This is a genomic window from Candidatus Nitrosotalea sinensis (assembly GCF_900143675.1).
GTDB classification, from domain to species: Archaea; Thermoproteota; Nitrososphaeria; order Nitrososphaerales; family Nitrosopumilaceae; genus Nitrosotalea; species Nitrosotalea sinensis.
This window is the reverse complement of the sequence record NZ_FRFC01000003.1, coordinates 454,686-468,633: the sequence shown is the minus strand read 5'-3', so window position 1 is coordinate 468,633 and position 13,948 is coordinate 454,686. Positions and strand designations below refer to the sequence as shown.

General features: G+C 37.8%; 18 protein-coding genes. 7 read left to right on the top strand and 11 right to left on the bottom strand.

The genetic code is table 11. From position 1 onward, the window contains the following. Positions 1 to 24: 24 nt before the first annotated feature. Entirely contained in the window at positions 25 to 1,023 is a 999-nt protein-coding gene (radA, locus tag NSIN_RS04330) for a DNA repair and recombination protein RadA (RefSeq protein WP_101009552.1), read from the bottom strand. Positions 1,024 to 1,246: 223 nt separating this feature from the next. Between radA and NSIN_RS04325 the strand changes: the two genes are divergently transcribed. Next, positions 1,247 to 1,495: a hypothetical protein gene (locus tag NSIN_RS04325; protein WP_101009550.1), complete on the top strand. Its 249-nt coding sequence runs from the start codon at positions 1,247 to 1,249 to the stop codon at positions 1,493 to 1,495. A 551-nt stretch (positions 1,496 to 2,046) separates the two neighbouring features. Here the strand turns inward: NSIN_RS04325 and NSIN_RS04320 are convergent. Then, complete coding sequence (locus NSIN_RS04320; RefSeq protein ID WP_101009549.1) at positions 2,047 to 2,715, bottom strand: hypothetical protein; 669 nt, start codon at positions 2,713 to 2,715, stop codon at positions 2,047 to 2,049. Between the two features lie 85 nt (positions 2,716 to 2,800). Here NSIN_RS04320 and NSIN_RS04315 point away from each other — a divergent pair, with 85 nt between their 5' ends. Next, complete coding sequence (locus NSIN_RS04315; protein WP_101009548.1) at positions 2,801 to 3,028, top strand: hypothetical protein; 228 nt, start codon at positions 2,801 to 2,803, stop codon at positions 3,026 to 3,028. Positions 3,029 to 3,205: 177 nt separating this feature from the next. Continuing rightward, positions 3,206 to 3,544 (top strand): hypothetical protein, encoded by a 339-nt coding sequence (locus NSIN_RS04310; protein ID WP_101009547.1) that lies wholly within the window; start codon positions 3,206 to 3,208, stop codon positions 3,542 to 3,544. Positions 3,545 to 3,595: 51 nt separating this feature from the next. On the opposite strand, the gene NSIN_RS04305 is transcribed toward NSIN_RS04310, so the two are convergent. Together NSIN_RS04305 and NSIN_RS04300 are read right to left on the bottom strand one after the other, a co-directional pair. After that, positions 3,596 to 3,988, bottom strand: a complete 393-nt coding sequence (locus tag NSIN_RS04305; protein WP_133124053.1) for a hypothetical protein — start codon at positions 3,986 to 3,988, stop codon at positions 3,596 to 3,598. Between the two features lie 102 nt (positions 3,989 to 4,090). After that, complete coding sequence (locus NSIN_RS04300) at positions 4,091 to 4,462, bottom strand: hypothetical protein (RefSeq protein ID WP_101009545.1); 372 nt, start codon at positions 4,460 to 4,462, stop codon at positions 4,091 to 4,093. Positions 4,463 to 4,802: 340 nt separating this feature from the next. Here NSIN_RS04300 and NSIN_RS09435 point away from each other — a divergent pair, with 340 nt between their 5' ends. Then, positions 4,803 to 4,964, top strand: coding sequence for a hypothetical protein (locus NSIN_RS09435; protein ID WP_165775238.1), 162 nt, complete (start codon positions 4,803 to 4,805; stop codon positions 4,962 to 4,964). Positions 4,965 to 5,324: 360 nt separating this feature from the next. Here NSIN_RS09435 and NSIN_RS04295 read toward each other — a convergent pair whose 3' ends face one another. The 5 genes from NSIN_RS04295 to NSIN_RS04275 all read right to left on the bottom strand — a co-directional run bounded on the left by NSIN_RS04295 (position 5,325) and on the right by NSIN_RS04275 (position 9,816). Continuing rightward, on the bottom strand, positions 5,325 to 5,801 hold the full coding sequence (locus NSIN_RS04295) for a Dps family protein (protein ID WP_101009544.1): 477 nt from the start codon (positions 5,799 to 5,801) through the stop codon (positions 5,325 to 5,327). A 306-nt stretch (positions 5,802 to 6,107) separates the two neighbouring features. After that, the gene (locus NSIN_RS04290) at positions 6,108 to 6,287 is read right to left on the bottom strand and encodes a 30S ribosomal protein S30e (RefSeq protein WP_101009543.1); all 180 of its coding nucleotides are present in this window, start codon (positions 6,285 to 6,287) and stop codon (positions 6,108 to 6,110) included. A gap of 50 nt (positions 6,288 to 6,337) precedes the next feature. Further along, positions 6,338 to 8,020, bottom strand: a complete 1,683-nt coding sequence (locus tag NSIN_RS04285) for a B12-binding domain-containing radical SAM protein (RefSeq protein ID WP_101010057.1) — start codon at positions 8,018 to 8,020, stop codon at positions 6,338 to 6,340. 91 nt (positions 8,021 to 8,111) lie between these two features. Further along, positions 8,112 to 8,924, bottom strand: coding sequence for a dihydroorotate dehydrogenase electron transfer subunit (locus tag NSIN_RS04280; protein ID WP_101010056.1), 813 nt, complete (start codon positions 8,922 to 8,924; stop codon positions 8,112 to 8,114). Continuing rightward, positions 8,908 to 9,816, bottom strand: a complete 909-nt coding sequence (locus NSIN_RS04275) for a dihydroorotate dehydrogenase (RefSeq protein ID WP_101009542.1) — start codon at positions 9,814 to 9,816, stop codon at positions 8,908 to 8,910. Before NSIN_RS04275 ends, NSIN_RS04280 begins: the two co-directional genes overlap by 17 nt. A 92-nt stretch (positions 9,817 to 9,908) precedes the next feature. On the opposite strand from NSIN_RS04275, the gene NSIN_RS04270 reads away from it, so the two are divergent. Continuing rightward, on the top strand, positions 9,909 to 11,180 hold the full coding sequence (locus NSIN_RS04270; protein WP_101009541.1) for an NOP5/NOP56 family protein: 1,272 nt from the start codon (positions 9,909 to 9,911) through the stop codon (positions 11,178 to 11,180). Then, positions 11,161 to 11,835 carry a fibrillarin-like rRNA/tRNA 2'-O-methyltransferase gene (locus NSIN_RS04265; RefSeq protein WP_165775218.1) on the top strand — a complete coding sequence of 225 codons (675 nt, stop codon included), beginning with the start codon at positions 11,161 to 11,163 and terminating at the stop codon, positions 11,833 to 11,835. The genes NSIN_RS04270 and NSIN_RS04265 overlap by 20 nt, the downstream gene beginning before the upstream one ends. Here the strand turns inward: NSIN_RS04265 and rnhB are convergent. Together rnhB and NSIN_RS04255 are read right to left on the bottom strand one after the other, a co-directional pair. Then, positions 11,827 to 12,447, bottom strand: a complete 621-nt coding sequence (gene rnhB, locus NSIN_RS04260; RefSeq protein WP_101009539.1) for a ribonuclease HII — start codon at positions 12,445 to 12,447, stop codon at positions 11,827 to 11,829. The genes NSIN_RS04265 and rnhB overlap by 9 nt on opposite strands. 77 nt (positions 12,448 to 12,524) lie before the next feature. After that, positions 12,525 to 12,788 carry a hypothetical protein gene (locus NSIN_RS04255; protein ID WP_101009538.1) on the bottom strand — a complete coding sequence of 88 codons (264 nt, stop codon included), beginning with the start codon at positions 12,786 to 12,788 and terminating at the stop codon, positions 12,525 to 12,527. A 156-nt stretch (positions 12,789 to 12,944) separates the two neighbouring features. On the opposite strand from NSIN_RS04255, the gene NSIN_RS04250 reads away from it, so the two are divergent. Further along, a complete protein-coding gene (locus tag NSIN_RS04250; protein ID WP_101009537.1) occupies positions 12,945 to 13,937 on the top strand; it encodes a GAF domain-containing protein in 993 nt (330 codons plus the stop codon). The last annotated feature ends 11 nt before the right edge of the window (positions 13,938 to 13,948 follow it).

Here is a 13,948-nt window from a genome sequence, read left to right as displayed (position 1 = left end):
ACCTTCGGGGGAGAAATGAATAGCCTATTCTTCAGGCTCTTCTTTCTTTTTCTTCTTGGTCTCATCCTCTGGGTCTGCTACACCGCCTTCTGTTAGCATGTAGATGGCCTCTTGTTCTGGATGATGAGGACTATCAACCATTCTGGCAATTCTCTTCTTGCCAGATTTTTTAAGATAGACACGATATGTTGATGCGTGTGCTACAACGTTTCCTCCAACAGGCTTTGTTGGATCTCCAAAGAACTGGTCAGGAGATGATTGAACTTGGTTGGTAGCTATTGCAGCAATGTTGTATGTTTCTGCAGTTCTTGAAAGCAAGTGCATGAACTTGTTTAGTCTTTGCTGTCTTACAGAGAGAGTACCTCTTCCGAGAAACTCTGATCTGAATAGACCTACTGCGGAATCTACAAGAATTAGCTTGATCTTGTTTTCTTCAATTACAGGTCCTGCTTCTTGCAAGATAAGTTCCTGGTGAGCACTATTGTATGCTCTTGCTACCATGATTCTATCAAGTGTCTTTTCTGGATCAAGACCTTTTGCTTTTGCAATTGATACAATTCTTTCTGGTCTGAATGTGTGTTCTGTATCAATGTACAAGACTCCACCATCTAGTCCACCTTCTTCTTTTGGTTTTTGAACCATGACACATAATGTGTGACAAAGCTGTGTCTTGCCAGCACCGAATTCACCATAAACCTCAGTTACTGCCTGAGTCTCTATTCCACCATCAAATAGTGTATCAAGTGAATTGGTTCCTGTACTTATTTTGCCAATGTCTTGTCTTCGTTTGTAAATTTCAGTTGCAGAAACAAACTCTTTTGCAATTTGACCATTATCGATAAGTTGCTGTCTTGCCTTGTTTACCAGACTAACAGCAGACTCTAGTTCCATACCAGTTATCTCTGATATGTCAACAGGTCCTCTTACAACAAGATCCAATATGTTATGAACCCCTGCATCACTTAGCTTCTTGGAAGTTACTGGGCCTACCCCATCTAGACTATCTAATCTTAATTCGTCCATCTTACCGTATGGTACGGTACCAGTACCTTATAAATATATCGGTCAGCGGTTCTGTACAATTAACGGCACATGAGTTGAATTATTCTCTGTGTAAAGGCTCGGCTCATGGAAAACGAGGCGACCCTCAAAAAATTGAGGGCGTTTGGAACTGCAAATCATACGGGTTTGTGGATAAAAAGCATTTTGAAGCTGACTTAAGACATGGTAATGGATTGAACGAATAATGGGAACTAAACGAATCATCATCGGTTCAATCATTCTAGCAATAGGAGCTTTAGCTTGGTTGCGTATGTGGTATGGTGAAAATGGTGTTTTGTCAAATCCTACCAATGCAACACAAGTAACTGCAAGATCATATACTGCATTATCTGATCCAAATACATTTTTGGTTATTGGTGTTATTGCGGTGGTTATTGCAATAGGGTCAGTAATTTTAGCTAGTGGCATTAGATCCTCTCTTTCTCAAAACTGAATCAGCATGATAATAATAGCCAGCAAAAAAACAAGCAAATCCCAATCCAAGATATATCAGAATTTGTGTTTCAAGATCAATCATAAACTAGCCCTCTGTATCAACGTCATCCACTTGTTATCACCTTGAATTGTGATACCGCACGCTTCGGCAGGAGTTTTTCCGTTTAGCCCCATATGAGGTCGTAGGTAGTTATGGTACATTTGATAGCCATGAATCAAGACGGAATCATTTTTCTTTAGGCTGTGGTCATGACATGATATCTTTCTAGTACATATAGAACATTGACCAGTATTACAACCCCAAAAACAACAAAAAGCAGCGATATACGCATTTGCAACTTGCTCTGTGTTGTAGCATATTTTCGTATCAAATAATACGAAAGTACTGAAAATACCGCAGTAATAATACAGATTCTGACGACTATGTCTGTTACTAAATTAAACATGAATAAACTAGACAAAATAAGATTAATGAATATAGCTAGTTGTTATTTTTTCACAAGCGTTCTGAATTAAAATAATCTGTTAGTTATCATTGAGTTTCAAGAATTATAATTTGATTAGTCCTTTATCCAAAAGATATCCCAAAATCTTGACATAATCATCATCTGAGATCTGGCCACTATACAATTCCATTGCAGGATGCTTTAACCATGTAGGAATTTTCAATTCATTACCAGAAGAAGATGTTGTCTTGATCATACCGTAATCAACCATGTTTTGGATGCTAAATGCATAATCTACATTCCTAACCTTTCCGACACTCCACATTTGTGATATATTTTTGAACCATGCAGGTATTGTTTTTGGAGGAATCATATCTGATGTGGTACCAGATTTTTCCAAAGTAGATTCATAAGACTCACTTCTAGCATACCCAAATGTGTTACCTCCAATGAATTTAGCATAGAAATGAAATGGGCTTCCATTATCTTTTGGAACAGCAATCCAGGATGTTGAGAACTGGCCATCAGGATTAGTAGTTGTAACAGCCAGAATAATGTCTGGTCTCACATATGCTGTATCATCTAGGATGAATATAGTACGATTAGCAATTGAGCTACCATCTGTAGTGACAAACCTTCCAGTGAAAGTTACATTATCACCTTCTGTTATTTCATTACCAATAGGGTTCAGATACAATGTAGCCAAGGATGTTGCATATGCAGATGTACATGCGACTGACAGCAATACGGCCATTGCAAGTATCTTTCTCACAAGAAAATGAAATACTGCAGGGAATGAATATCTCTATGATTAATTTTTACTGGTATTTTGATCTAATTTTGTAATCATGTGTTACTTGTTTGAAACATGGTACTTTTTGAGACAATATAGAACACTAATCAGTATCACAACCCCAAAAAGGACAAAAAATGGCGGGATAGCCATCTCTAATCGCCCAGGTACACCCACGTTCTTCCATACAATAACAAAAGAGATAACAGAAAAGATGGCAGTAATTGCGCATATTCTTGTAACAAGTTCATTAGTTATTCCAATAGACGACATGACAATTTTGAGCACTTGATCCCTAATGAATGTGGTGTACCATTTTACACATGTACGTGATTCAAGATAAACCGAATAATCAGACAGAATAAAATTTGTTTTTCAAATGATCGGCTTTTTATTGATGGCTTTAGAATATTGTTGATCAATGACCATTGCAAAAATTGTAAAATTAGACCGCGTATGCAGGTCCATCATGAATGCAGATAGAAATGTGCGCTCTGTTGCAATATTGGACAAAAAACGAAGATTGATTCATAGCGAGAGTCGTCGCGGATTTGCTCAACCAGACCTTGACAAGTGTAATGATTCCCATTACATGGAATGTACTTTTGATATTTCAATGGGGAAAAAATTTGATGATTTGTATGGTCCCATAAGATACCACCATTCAATCAAAGACGATTTCATAATGTTTAGCTTCCCATATGATGAAAATGTCATCATCACTACCAGTACCAAGAAAATTAGCCCAATCTCATTTGCTACAAAAATAGCAATTCTCATAAACAATCATTTCAAGAATACAAAATAATCTACTACCAGAGCAGCATGCTGAATATTTCAACAATTTAGCCAATGTAGACTAGATTGCTTCCACGAATTGAGATATCCGATATTTGTGAGAAAATATCATCAGTTCTTTTTTGATCTCTTTTACAACAACATGATGTGCATCACCAAACAATTCCTCAAGTACTGTACTAAGATATTGTGGATTATCATAGCAGTCAAATATGTAGCATTGATATTTTTCATTTAACACAGATGCAGCCTTGTCGTAAATGGGCTTGCCAATTTTAAGAAGAACCTGTTCTATTGTCAAACCGACTAGTGCTTTATGTACCAGATCTTGATTTGCATTTTCCATCAAAGTGCGTTGATTAATTTGCAACATGTTTACAAGTACGATGTCAACACATATCAGGCTGATCAATGTATTTTCCAGTCTAATCGATAATACTCTGATTGAATCCATTTGGCATGATCTCATATGAGTATCCACGTATACAATGTAGACCTACAACAAGTCGAAATTACAATAGCATACATCTGCATTTGAAAAGCAATACATCAAAAATCAGGATTTATTGTTTCTAGTAGATACATCGTGTAGTTCTTTTATCAATTTCTGCTGCTCTGATATCATGTCATGTACACTTTGGTCTATGTGTTGTTCTGCAACAGACATGGCATGTATGTCTTCCATCAGTTTCTTTTGTTTTTCAACCATGCTGTGTACCTCATCGTCAATTTTTTTCTCAGCTTCTAGCATCTCCTGAATTTTAGATATTACCTCCTTGTGCTCTTTAGTCACGTAATCATGAAGGCTTTCTATCATCTTGTGTACATTCTTGTCTGCCCTTCGATGCAATATCATTATGAAGATACCAAGAGACGCGGCAATGATTATGTCAATGGATTTGTCTGCTAGAAAGTCAAACTCAGTCAAACAAGAAAAAACAGAGAAATCTATTATTTAGATTTACTCTCAAATGATCTAGTTCTTCTTTTCCAACTCTTCAACATCCAGAGTTAGAGTTTTGAACGCGATTTTAATGCCATTGAGGATTCTCATCCCATTTTGTGTTAGAGAATAGTCAGACATCATACAATATAGTGCATTCATTACATAAAAATATGATCCAAAAAGGGTTCTGTCAAGTTTAATTATACTTTAGAAATTTTCTGACGATTTGAATGCAATGGTATTGAATCCATTTAGTGAGAACATTGTTCCTCAAATCTAATATCCTGTAATTTTACCATTAGCCTGTTAGGTGGTGTGTAGTATGGTGGAAGAATCAATAGAGTATTCTGACATTGCTTTTAGTCAATGTTGGTCATTAGATGAAACCCAAACTGACTCTAATGTTTTCATCTATCACACATTAGAGATACGTGATCAATCACCATCTGTAAAAATAACAAATGACATAGAGTCTACGAATTGACATTCAAAAAAAGTTGTTCAGGAATACGACTGGCTGACAAAAAAGCATAGTATGAGAAAACAGATTTGTCCATGATGTCTAAGATAGGATAAACCATAGATAAAAAAATACAAGAGATAATGTGTACATGGTCATCTAAGAAAAATGATCCAATCCCTTTGGAATTGGCGTAGTGTGTTTTCTCAATACATGCACCTCAAGTCCTTCCCTAGAGTAGAATTCTAATTTACACTCTTTACAAGTATATGGCATTTTTTTATTTAAAAACAGTTTTTGATTTAATGGATTTGATTGAAATATTATCAATCTCAGGTAAGCTACAAAACAAGAGCAGAGATAAAAAAAGAAGAAATTTTGGAATTACCTTGCATCCAAAAATGATCGTAGCATCCATGCCATCTTTTCGTGTTGCTCCATAAGGCCAGTCAAAAAGTCGGCAGTGCCAGCATCATTATACTTGGTACAGGCATCAACATCTGCACGAAGAGCGCGAATGACATACTCATGATCGTATAACAGGTTGGTCAGCATGGTTTTTGCATCAGGATATCTCCCAGGCTCTTCTTTGATTTTTCCATGCTTGATAAACTCTCCAAGAGTGGCAACGCTTTTTGAGCCAATCTCCCGGATTCTTTCTGCAATATCATCTATTGCAGTATCAAGTTCTTCATATTGCGATTCAAAGAACTTGTGCAGATCGTTGAACTGGATCCCAGTAACATTCCAGTGATAGTTCCTGGTTTTTGTATACAAGAGGTATTCATCAGATACCAGGCGAACCAGAATGTCCACTATTTTTTTCCTATTTTGTGCAGAGATTCCAATATTTGGTTCCATTGTACCCCAAATAGTAATCAAATGATAAAAGCATGATCCTAATTTTCCAAAAATATAGTATAATCATGCAAACTTGAACTCAACACAAGATTTCAAATTAAGTAACATAGTTCATCGAGTCTTTTATACATCAGAAACAAAATATTATTGGAACCGTGGATGTGTCTTCCCGTGTACGATCACACACCATCACTGACACAAGTCCCTAATGTCCACGGTTTCATTTTTTGCCATTATTTGAAAAAATGATCAAATGATACCACAATGAAAAAACTACAAAAATTAAGATATAGAATTTACAAGAAACTATTTTCTTCTCTTTTGGCCCGGTTTGTTTTGGCCTGGAACTCGTTTTAGGATGAATCTTTTTCTGAAATTATCCTTGTTTCGTGTCATGGAAATATCTCCGTGTCGTTCTCTTGCTTGAACTTTAGGAGTCTGTCCTCTTACTTTTCCTGCTTTAGTAAGCGATCCGTGAGTTGGCATGAGAAAACTCTACTTGTATTCAATTTATGTATTGTGTTTGGCGTAAAAATTTACCAGTACTTGGTCTTGATTGTTTCAATTACTCTCTCGTGTTCCTGGCCCTTCTTTCTTGCATATTTTTCCATAGCAGTAAGTGGTACACCACCTAGTGTTCTTGCAAGTCCTGTGAATGCCTTTTTCTTTAGAGTATTGTTGCTTCCTGTCTTGTCCATGAACTTTTGTATACCATACTTGAAGTTGTGCTGCCAAGTCTTGTACATTACACCAAGTTGTGGTGCAGTCAATTCATTTCCAATATCAAAGAACTCGGACTTTTCAAGCAATCCAATTGGAACAAATGTGAGCGGAGTTACTGTAAACTGGGATTCTGGCTGCTCTCTCTCAAGTTCGTTGATGAGTCTGATTGTCTCCCATGCATCTTCTTCAGTCTCTGCATTATCTAATCCCATGATGAGTGTAAATGCAGGAATCCAATGATTCTCATTTAGTGTCTTTACTCCCTCTTTTACAACCCAGTGCCATTCCTCTGGCTTGTATGGTGAGAGTTTTCTGTCTGCATATTTTCCAATCAATCTTAGACTTCCTGTCTCAAATCCACATTGAACTCCAGTCTTGTTGTTTGGACCAGACTTGATTATCTTGGAGAGATTTGGAAGTAATTTTTCATCAGCAATTGCACCTGCAAGTGTACCGTGTGTTGGGTTGGTATGCTCTATACCACAAGACATGACTGCCTTGAAGAGTTCTTCTAATGCTTCCCTGTTTGGAGCCATGTTCTTTGTCTTTCTTGGATCAAGCCCATAAACAAAAATGTCATCGCTGTGAAGCCATGCATTTCTCTGTCCTCCCTTCTTTATGTTGACCTCAATCTCCTGTTTTACTTTTTCAGGTGAATAGTATCTTAACGGTCTTAATGTAACATCACAGAACTTGCAACCTCTTCCACATCCTCTCATGACCTCAACCATTCCATGTATACTTGGTTCTACAATGTTTGGTATGCTTTCAACATCTGGCTCATCCCAATAGTGGATGAATCTTCCATGGAACTTGTTGCCTTCTTTTCCAAATTCTTTTACTTCAACTTTGAAATCACTCTTGACAAATGGATTCATGTTCTCAAATTCACCAGCAATTAGTTTGTTGAAGAATTCTCCAGCATGTCCATCAATCTCTGGTGCAATACCACCAAGTTCTCCTTCCAGTACAGCATAGAGACCATATTCTTGAATCTTCTTTGGATCATAGTTGTATTGCCATGTTCCAGAGGCTCCTGCAATTACTTTTGCATGGCTGCCATTCTTTTTCTTTGCTGCATTTATTTTCATGTGAAGGTCGCGATTGTAAAATTCATCATATGATGTTTGTTTTCTACCATAAGTAAATGTCATAGTTACAGGACCCATTCCAAGAGGATCCATTTCATAAGTTCCAACTACCTCAGTCTCGGGACCGATGAATCTATCAACATAATCAGGATGTGCAACAACAACTTCCTCTCTCTTGTATCCATCACGGAGAAGTGCCGCCTCTACTTTTCTTAATCCATATGGAGCATGAGTTGCAACTCCATTTCTGTGAGTGATTGGATTACAGATAAAATCAAAGAGAATTTTTGGAGTTACTTGATCTTTTAGAATTTTATACCAGAAACTATCCTTTGGCCTGTGCGGATCTATTGCAGGTGCGCAACCAAAGAATGTAGCAAGAGATATCCCACGATATGTAGACATTAGTGTTCTATCTGCAGTTAAGACAATCTTTGCCAATTTTCAATTTTGATGGTTTTTTATAGCATTTTAAGTTTTCCGGAATTCCCAAAATCTAGTAATTCTCAAGCACGCCTGATTTTGTTCTATGCGTGTGTCCAAATTCCTTGTTGGAAAGAAGTGTCTTACCATCAAACACTGTTCCATCTTTGCATGCCATCATATCGCCAAAACAGCAACTTCCACACATTCCAATTCCACACTTCATCATCCTCTCAATGCTTGCCTCCACATGGATGTTGTTTGTTGACGCAATTTGTACAACCTTGTACATCATTTTTTCAGGACCACATGTGTAGACTCCATCAAACTTGTTTGTCTTGACCAGCTCATCCATCACATCTGTTACAAGTCCCTTTTTTCCATAGCTTCCATCTTCAGTTACAACAATCACTTGATGCTTTGTTCCCTCTAGCAATTTTTCTGCAGCAGATTCAAAAAAGACCTCAGATTTTGTCTTGGAGCCCATGATTATTGTTACATCGTCTGTCTTTTGTAAAAATGTCACAAGTCTAATCAAAGGAACAAGTCCTGTTCCACCTCCAACTAAAAGTAACTTGCCTTGTTTTATTGTAAAGGAATTTCCATAAGGACCCCTGATGCCTATCTGATCTCCTACTTTTTTGGAAAATAGTTCTGTTGTTGCAGATCCATGCTTTCTCACCGTAAATGCTGCTTTTCCTTTCTCTTGTGATATCATCACACTCATTGGAATTTCATTTACCCCTGGTACCCACACCATTGCAAATTGCCCTGGAAGAACACCTGACATGACATCATCAGCAAAGTAAATTGTACGAACAGTAGGGGTTTCATCAACCACTTTATCTATTGTTACAATCTTTGGTGTATCAAAACTTTTTTGCAATTCCAACCATCTCACTTATTTTTTTATAGTTCTTTTTCTCCATGTATTTTGAAATTCCGTCATTTATTTCAGAAAACACTCCAGTCCACTTTTCTCCAACAGCGCTGCCAATCTGTACTGCGCTAGAACCTGCAAGCAAAAATTCTACAGCATCCTCCCAGCTTGACACTCCTCCACATCCAATTATTGGAATATCAAACTTGGACGATATCTCATAGACACATCTTACTGCAACAGGCTTGATTGGTGAACCCGACATACCTCCTATCTTGTGACTCAAAATTGGCCTGCCAGTTTGGATGTCTATTGCCATTGCACGTAGTGTGTTTATTGCAGTGATGCCATCAATTCCACTGTCGCATGCAGTTCGTACTGTCTCTAGATAATCAGATGAGCCAAGGCCAACTTTTGCAAGCACTGGAACCTTGGATTCTTTTTTTACAGATTTAATTATAGTGTGAACAAGTTCCGGGTCGTCACCTACTTCAAGTCCAACCTTTTCAACGTGGGGGCATGATAGATTCAACTCATATCCAAGAATCTTGACATTCTCAAATTGTTTTACCATAAATGTAAAGTCTTCAGGTACAGAGCCAACAAGGCTGACAATAATTGGAACCGTTTGATTTTGAGACAACATCTTTGCAAAGTATGGAGCCCCAGGATTTGACAGCCCTACTGCATTAAGATATCCATGTTTTAGTCCGATGATAGTAGGATTTGGATATCCATCCCATGGCTCCTTGCTTAGGGATTTTGTAACAAGTGCGCCTGCACCTTCCTTATATAGACGCCCAAAGACGTCAAGTGATATACCAAGTATGCCAGATGCAAGCATTGTGGGTCTCTCAAGTGAAATTGGGCCCACATGTGTTGAGATGTCAGGACTCACTTCTAGTAATAAAAAATGGTTCTCTTATAACGTTTGATGTAGTTTTAGATCGATACTGTTACATTTTTTAGTAAGCCATGAAAATGCACTCTATGTATTCTGTCATTTTAACAGAGCTTGGTATTGCAGTTTTTGATGATAACAAATGTGTCAAGTCATTTCCATTTTCAAATCCAGCCACACAATATGTAGAGCTCAAAAAAGAGCAAGCACATCTAAATGAATTAGAGCAATTTCTTACAAGCCTTGGAAGTGCCGTGATTGTAAATGATTCTTCACTGTTAAAACAATTGAGAAAAAAATCCATCGAAGCAGATCTCATGGAAGAAAAAAAGATAGAGACAATCCAGTCCTCAAAATTACGTGTTCTAGTAGATTCAGGTTTTGCAACAAACGAAGGTGATGCAAGAGGCAAGTTGCGAGACTTTGCACTAAGCTTGTCATCATCACGAGTTACCGAGATATCAGAGAGCCCAGACCTTCACATCATACAAGCAATCAATACACTAGATGAGACTGACAAGATAATCAATCTGTTATCTTCAAGAGTAAGAGAATGGTACGGATTACACTTTCCAGAGCTTGACAACCTGATAGACACAATCAGTGGATACTCTAAGATTGTTGTAGAGGGAAGAAGAGACAACTTTACTCAAAGTACATACACCAATGCCGGATTCCCAGAGGAAAAGGCAGAGATGCTGTTTCTTTTGCAGAAGAAAAGCAGAGGTGGCCAGATATCAGATGAGAATCTATCCATAGTACAAAGCATTGCAAAACAAATTCTTGATCTTTTTGAGCTAAGACAATCATTAGAAAAACACATTGAAACCCAGATGGAAAAAATAGCACCAAATACTACGGTCATACTTGGCTCTGCAGTAGGTGCCCGAGTTCTTGCCAAGGCAGGAAGTTTGAAGAGACTTGCAACAATGCCTGCAAGTACAATCCAGGTTCTAGGTGCAGAAAAGGCATTATTCAGAGCACTCAAGACAGGAGCACAGCCTCCAAAACACGGTTTATTGTTTCAACATCAACTAGTTCATTCTGCCCCACGATGGCAAAGAGGAAAGATTGCTCGTGCAATAGCTGCCAAGGCTGCAATTGGTGCAAGAGTAGACGTTTACGGAGGAGGAAGAAACGATACATTGCTTGAAAAACTCAATGTTCGTGTTGGCGAGATTGGAGAAAAATACAAAGACCAGCCAGAGAGACCAGCAGTTCAGCCACGCAGGAATGATGAACGCCAAGACCGAAGATTTGACAGAAGAGACCGAAGATTTGGAGGAGGCAGAGGCGGCGGAGACAAGAGAAACGACTGGCAAAAGAGTAAGAGAAAGAAGTTTGGAAAACGAAGAAGATAATATTTTTTGGGTAAAAATTGAAGGCGAGAAAAAACTTGCAACATTAAATCTTGTACCTGGAAATCAAGTTTACAGAGAAAAACTAGTCAAGATAAATGACGAGGAATTTAGAGCATGGGATCCATATCGCAGCAAACTAGGAGCTGCAATAATGAACGGTCTTGAGATACTTCCAATTGTACGAAAATCAACAGTACTATATCTTGGGGTATCAACAGGTACTACTGCAAGCCATGTGTCAGATATTGTAGGTCCCAGCGGGATTGTCTTTGCAGTAGAACATTCCAGTCGGGTCGCAAGAGATTTTTTGGACAGAGTAGCATCATACAGATCAAACATCATACCAATATTGCAAGATGCACGAAAGCCCAAAGAATATTTTTCAGTGTACGGTCCAGTAGACGTTGTCTATGTAGATATAGCACAACCAGACCAGACAGAGATTGCAATACTAAATTGCAAGACATATTTGAAAAAAGAAGGATACATGATGCTAGTAGTCAAGACACGAAGTATTGATGTAACAAAGGACCCAGCCCAGGTCATGCGCGAGGAAGCAAAGAAACTATCTGCCAATTTTGAGATAGTTCAAGTGATAAACCTAGAGCCTTACGAAGGAGACCATGGCATGATTGTAGCCAAGTATTTAGGATGAGGCAAGCAGAACCTGTATTGGCTTCCAGCTCTTCCTAACAAAGACAGGAACGTCTCCATTTTGAGACATCCATTGCTTGATGAAACCCATAGTTTTAGAGTCAGACGGATACCCACTTCCAAGATCATGCTTTTTTCGCAGTTTTTCAATCTCCCTGTCCCTTGTCACCTTGGCAATAATTGAGGCAGCAGAGACTACAGGATATTTCTTGTCAGCATGATGGCTAGAAATTATTTTTCCAGTGTTAGCTACACTTGAAATGTATGCACCAAATCTTTTTGGATTTACGTCACACGAGTCAACATATGACGAGTTTGCTTCTAATTTTTTTATAACTTTGGCCATATAGTTTGCCTCCAGTTGGTTTAACAGATTTTTTGCTACGTTTTTGTCTATTATTTTTGGAGAAATTTTCACAACATGATATCCTTGTACAATTGAGAGTATCTCATGGTATAATTTCTCCCTAGATTGCGGACTGAGTTGTTTTGAATCTTTTACTCCAATCTTGACAAGTTGTTTAATGTTTTTTCTTTCAACAGAAACTCCAGCAATTACAAGAGGTCCAAGTACGGAACCACGACCTGCATCATCTACTCCACACACTAACATGTCAAGTTTATCTTGTAATATCAGTATTAAATCATTTTAAAAAAAGACGTTTCAAAAAACATAGAACTAGTACAGGATTAGGTGCAAGAGAGATCACCATATTTTCCCTGAAAGCCAGTTGCACGTGCTACATCAGATCCTGACTGGTCGTTTTGTAATGTTATATGGCATATACCATTTTTGTCTGTGTTGTCACGCAAGTTTTCTGTAAATGCAATTGCGGCATTGACAGACGAGTCCGGACCATGAGATTTTTCAAACATGGTATGACCAACAGCTTCTGGAACTGCCACCATCAAAATAACTAGGATGGCAAACTTGTTGATGGATTTTTTATTCATGAAAATACAAGGTCAACTTTATGCTATATTCTAGATGGAAGAAAAATCACGTTAAAATTTCCAGTTTGGAAGTAAATTACCTTATCAGATAAATACATACTAGATATAATTTCCAATTCGGAAATCAATATTAACAACACGTCCCATATCAAAGATATGCTTGATGAGATAGACAAGGTCATACTATTCCACTTGGGAAAAAATGCCCGAGTCTCTTCTCAAGAGATATCAAGTACGCTTCAAGGTATGGGGTTTACAATCACAGACAGAGCCATACGCCAAAGATTGCAAAGACTTGAAAAGAACAAATCCATTTTAGGATATTCCACCATCTTAAATCCAAGCCTAGTATCAGACAAAGTAAACAGAACAATACTTGTCAAGTTCAAATTTTCAAAAAACATTACAGATGGAATAGAAAGACTAACAAAATATCTAAACGAGTCCCCCTTTTGCATATATTCTGCACGTCTTAGTGGGGATTTTGACTGGGTTTGCCATTTTGTTTTCTCATCAATAGAACAATACGACCTTGAAACAAACAATTTTCTAAATAGATTTTCAGACATAATATCAGATCTTCGCTCGTATGAATCAAAGGCAACCAAATCCTCTCCATATGTTCTCTTTGATGAACATGCTTCAAGTGAGAAAAAGCTTCAGGTATACACAATACTAAATTCAATCAAAAAGCACGACAACCTAAACGACAGACTTCAAACAATTGTTGAAAGCCTCGTGAAGTATTTCAATGCCAAATTTGCACGAATCTGGTTTTATGACAAAAAATCAAAAGTGTTGATTCTAAAATATAGTGCAGGCAAATACAAGAACATAAACGGCGAGTTTTCCCGAGTCCCCCAGAGTTCCTTGAAGATAGGCTCCATTGCAAAGACAAAGAAGCCAGTTGTTTCAAATGATGTAGTACACGACCCGAGGATAAAACATCATGATTGGGCAAAAAAGGAGAAAATGAGGTCTTTTGCAGGATATCCCATATTGTACAAGGGAGAGGTTGTTGCAGTATTGGCAATATTTAGTGAGAAATCCTTCTCGCCAAGCGATTTTGAGATTCTAGGCATATTCTCAGACCAATTATCAAAGGAACTATCAGGCTTTTTTGAGGCAAAGGACTTTCTTCTCATATAGTAGGTATAGCA

Excerpts from the sequence above, each read along its gene's own strand:
- radA (WP_101009552.1), bottom strand. The coding sequence starts at position 1,023 with ATGGACGAATTAAGATTAGATAGTCTAGATGGGGTAGGCCCAGTAACT.
- NSIN_RS04325 (WP_101009550.1), top strand. The coding sequence starts at position 1,247 with ATGGGAACTAAACGAATCATCATCGGTTCAATCATTCTAGCAATAGGA.
- NSIN_RS04310 (WP_101009547.1), top strand. The coding sequence starts at position 3,206 with ATGAATGCAGATAGAAATGTGCGCTCTGTTGCAATATTGGACAAAAAA.
- NSIN_RS04305 (WP_133124053.1), bottom strand. The coding sequence starts at position 3,988 with ATGGATTCAATCAGAGTATTATCGATTAGACTGGAAAATACATTGATC.
- NSIN_RS09435 (WP_165775238.1), top strand. The coding sequence starts at position 4,803 with ATGGTGGAAGAATCAATAGAGTATTCTGACATTGCTTTTAGTCAATGT.
- NSIN_RS04295 (WP_101009544.1), bottom strand. The coding sequence starts at position 5,801 with ATGGAACCAAATATTGGAATCTCTGCACAAAATAGGAAAAAAATAGTG.
- NSIN_RS04290 (WP_101009543.1), bottom strand. The coding sequence starts at position 6,287 with ATGCCAACTCACGGATCGCTTACTAAAGCAGGAAAAGTAAGAGGACAG.
- NSIN_RS04285 (WP_101010057.1), bottom strand. The coding sequence starts at position 8,020 with ATGTCTACATATCGTGGGATATCTCTTGCTACATTCTTTGGTTGCGCA.
- NSIN_RS04270 (WP_101009541.1), top strand. The coding sequence starts at position 9,909 with ATGTATTCTGTCATTTTAACAGAGCTTGGTATTGCAGTTTTTGATGAT.
- rnhB (WP_101009539.1), bottom strand. The coding sequence starts at position 12,447 with ATGTTAGTGTGTGGAGTAGATGATGCAGGTCGTGGTTCCGTACTTGGA.
- NSIN_RS04255 (WP_101009538.1), bottom strand. The coding sequence starts at position 12,788 with ATGAATAAAAAATCCATCAACAAGTTTGCCATCCTAGTTATTTTGATG.
- NSIN_RS04250 (WP_101009537.1), top strand. The coding sequence starts at position 12,945 with ATGCTTGATGAGATAGACAAGGTCATACTATTCCACTTGGGAAAAAAT.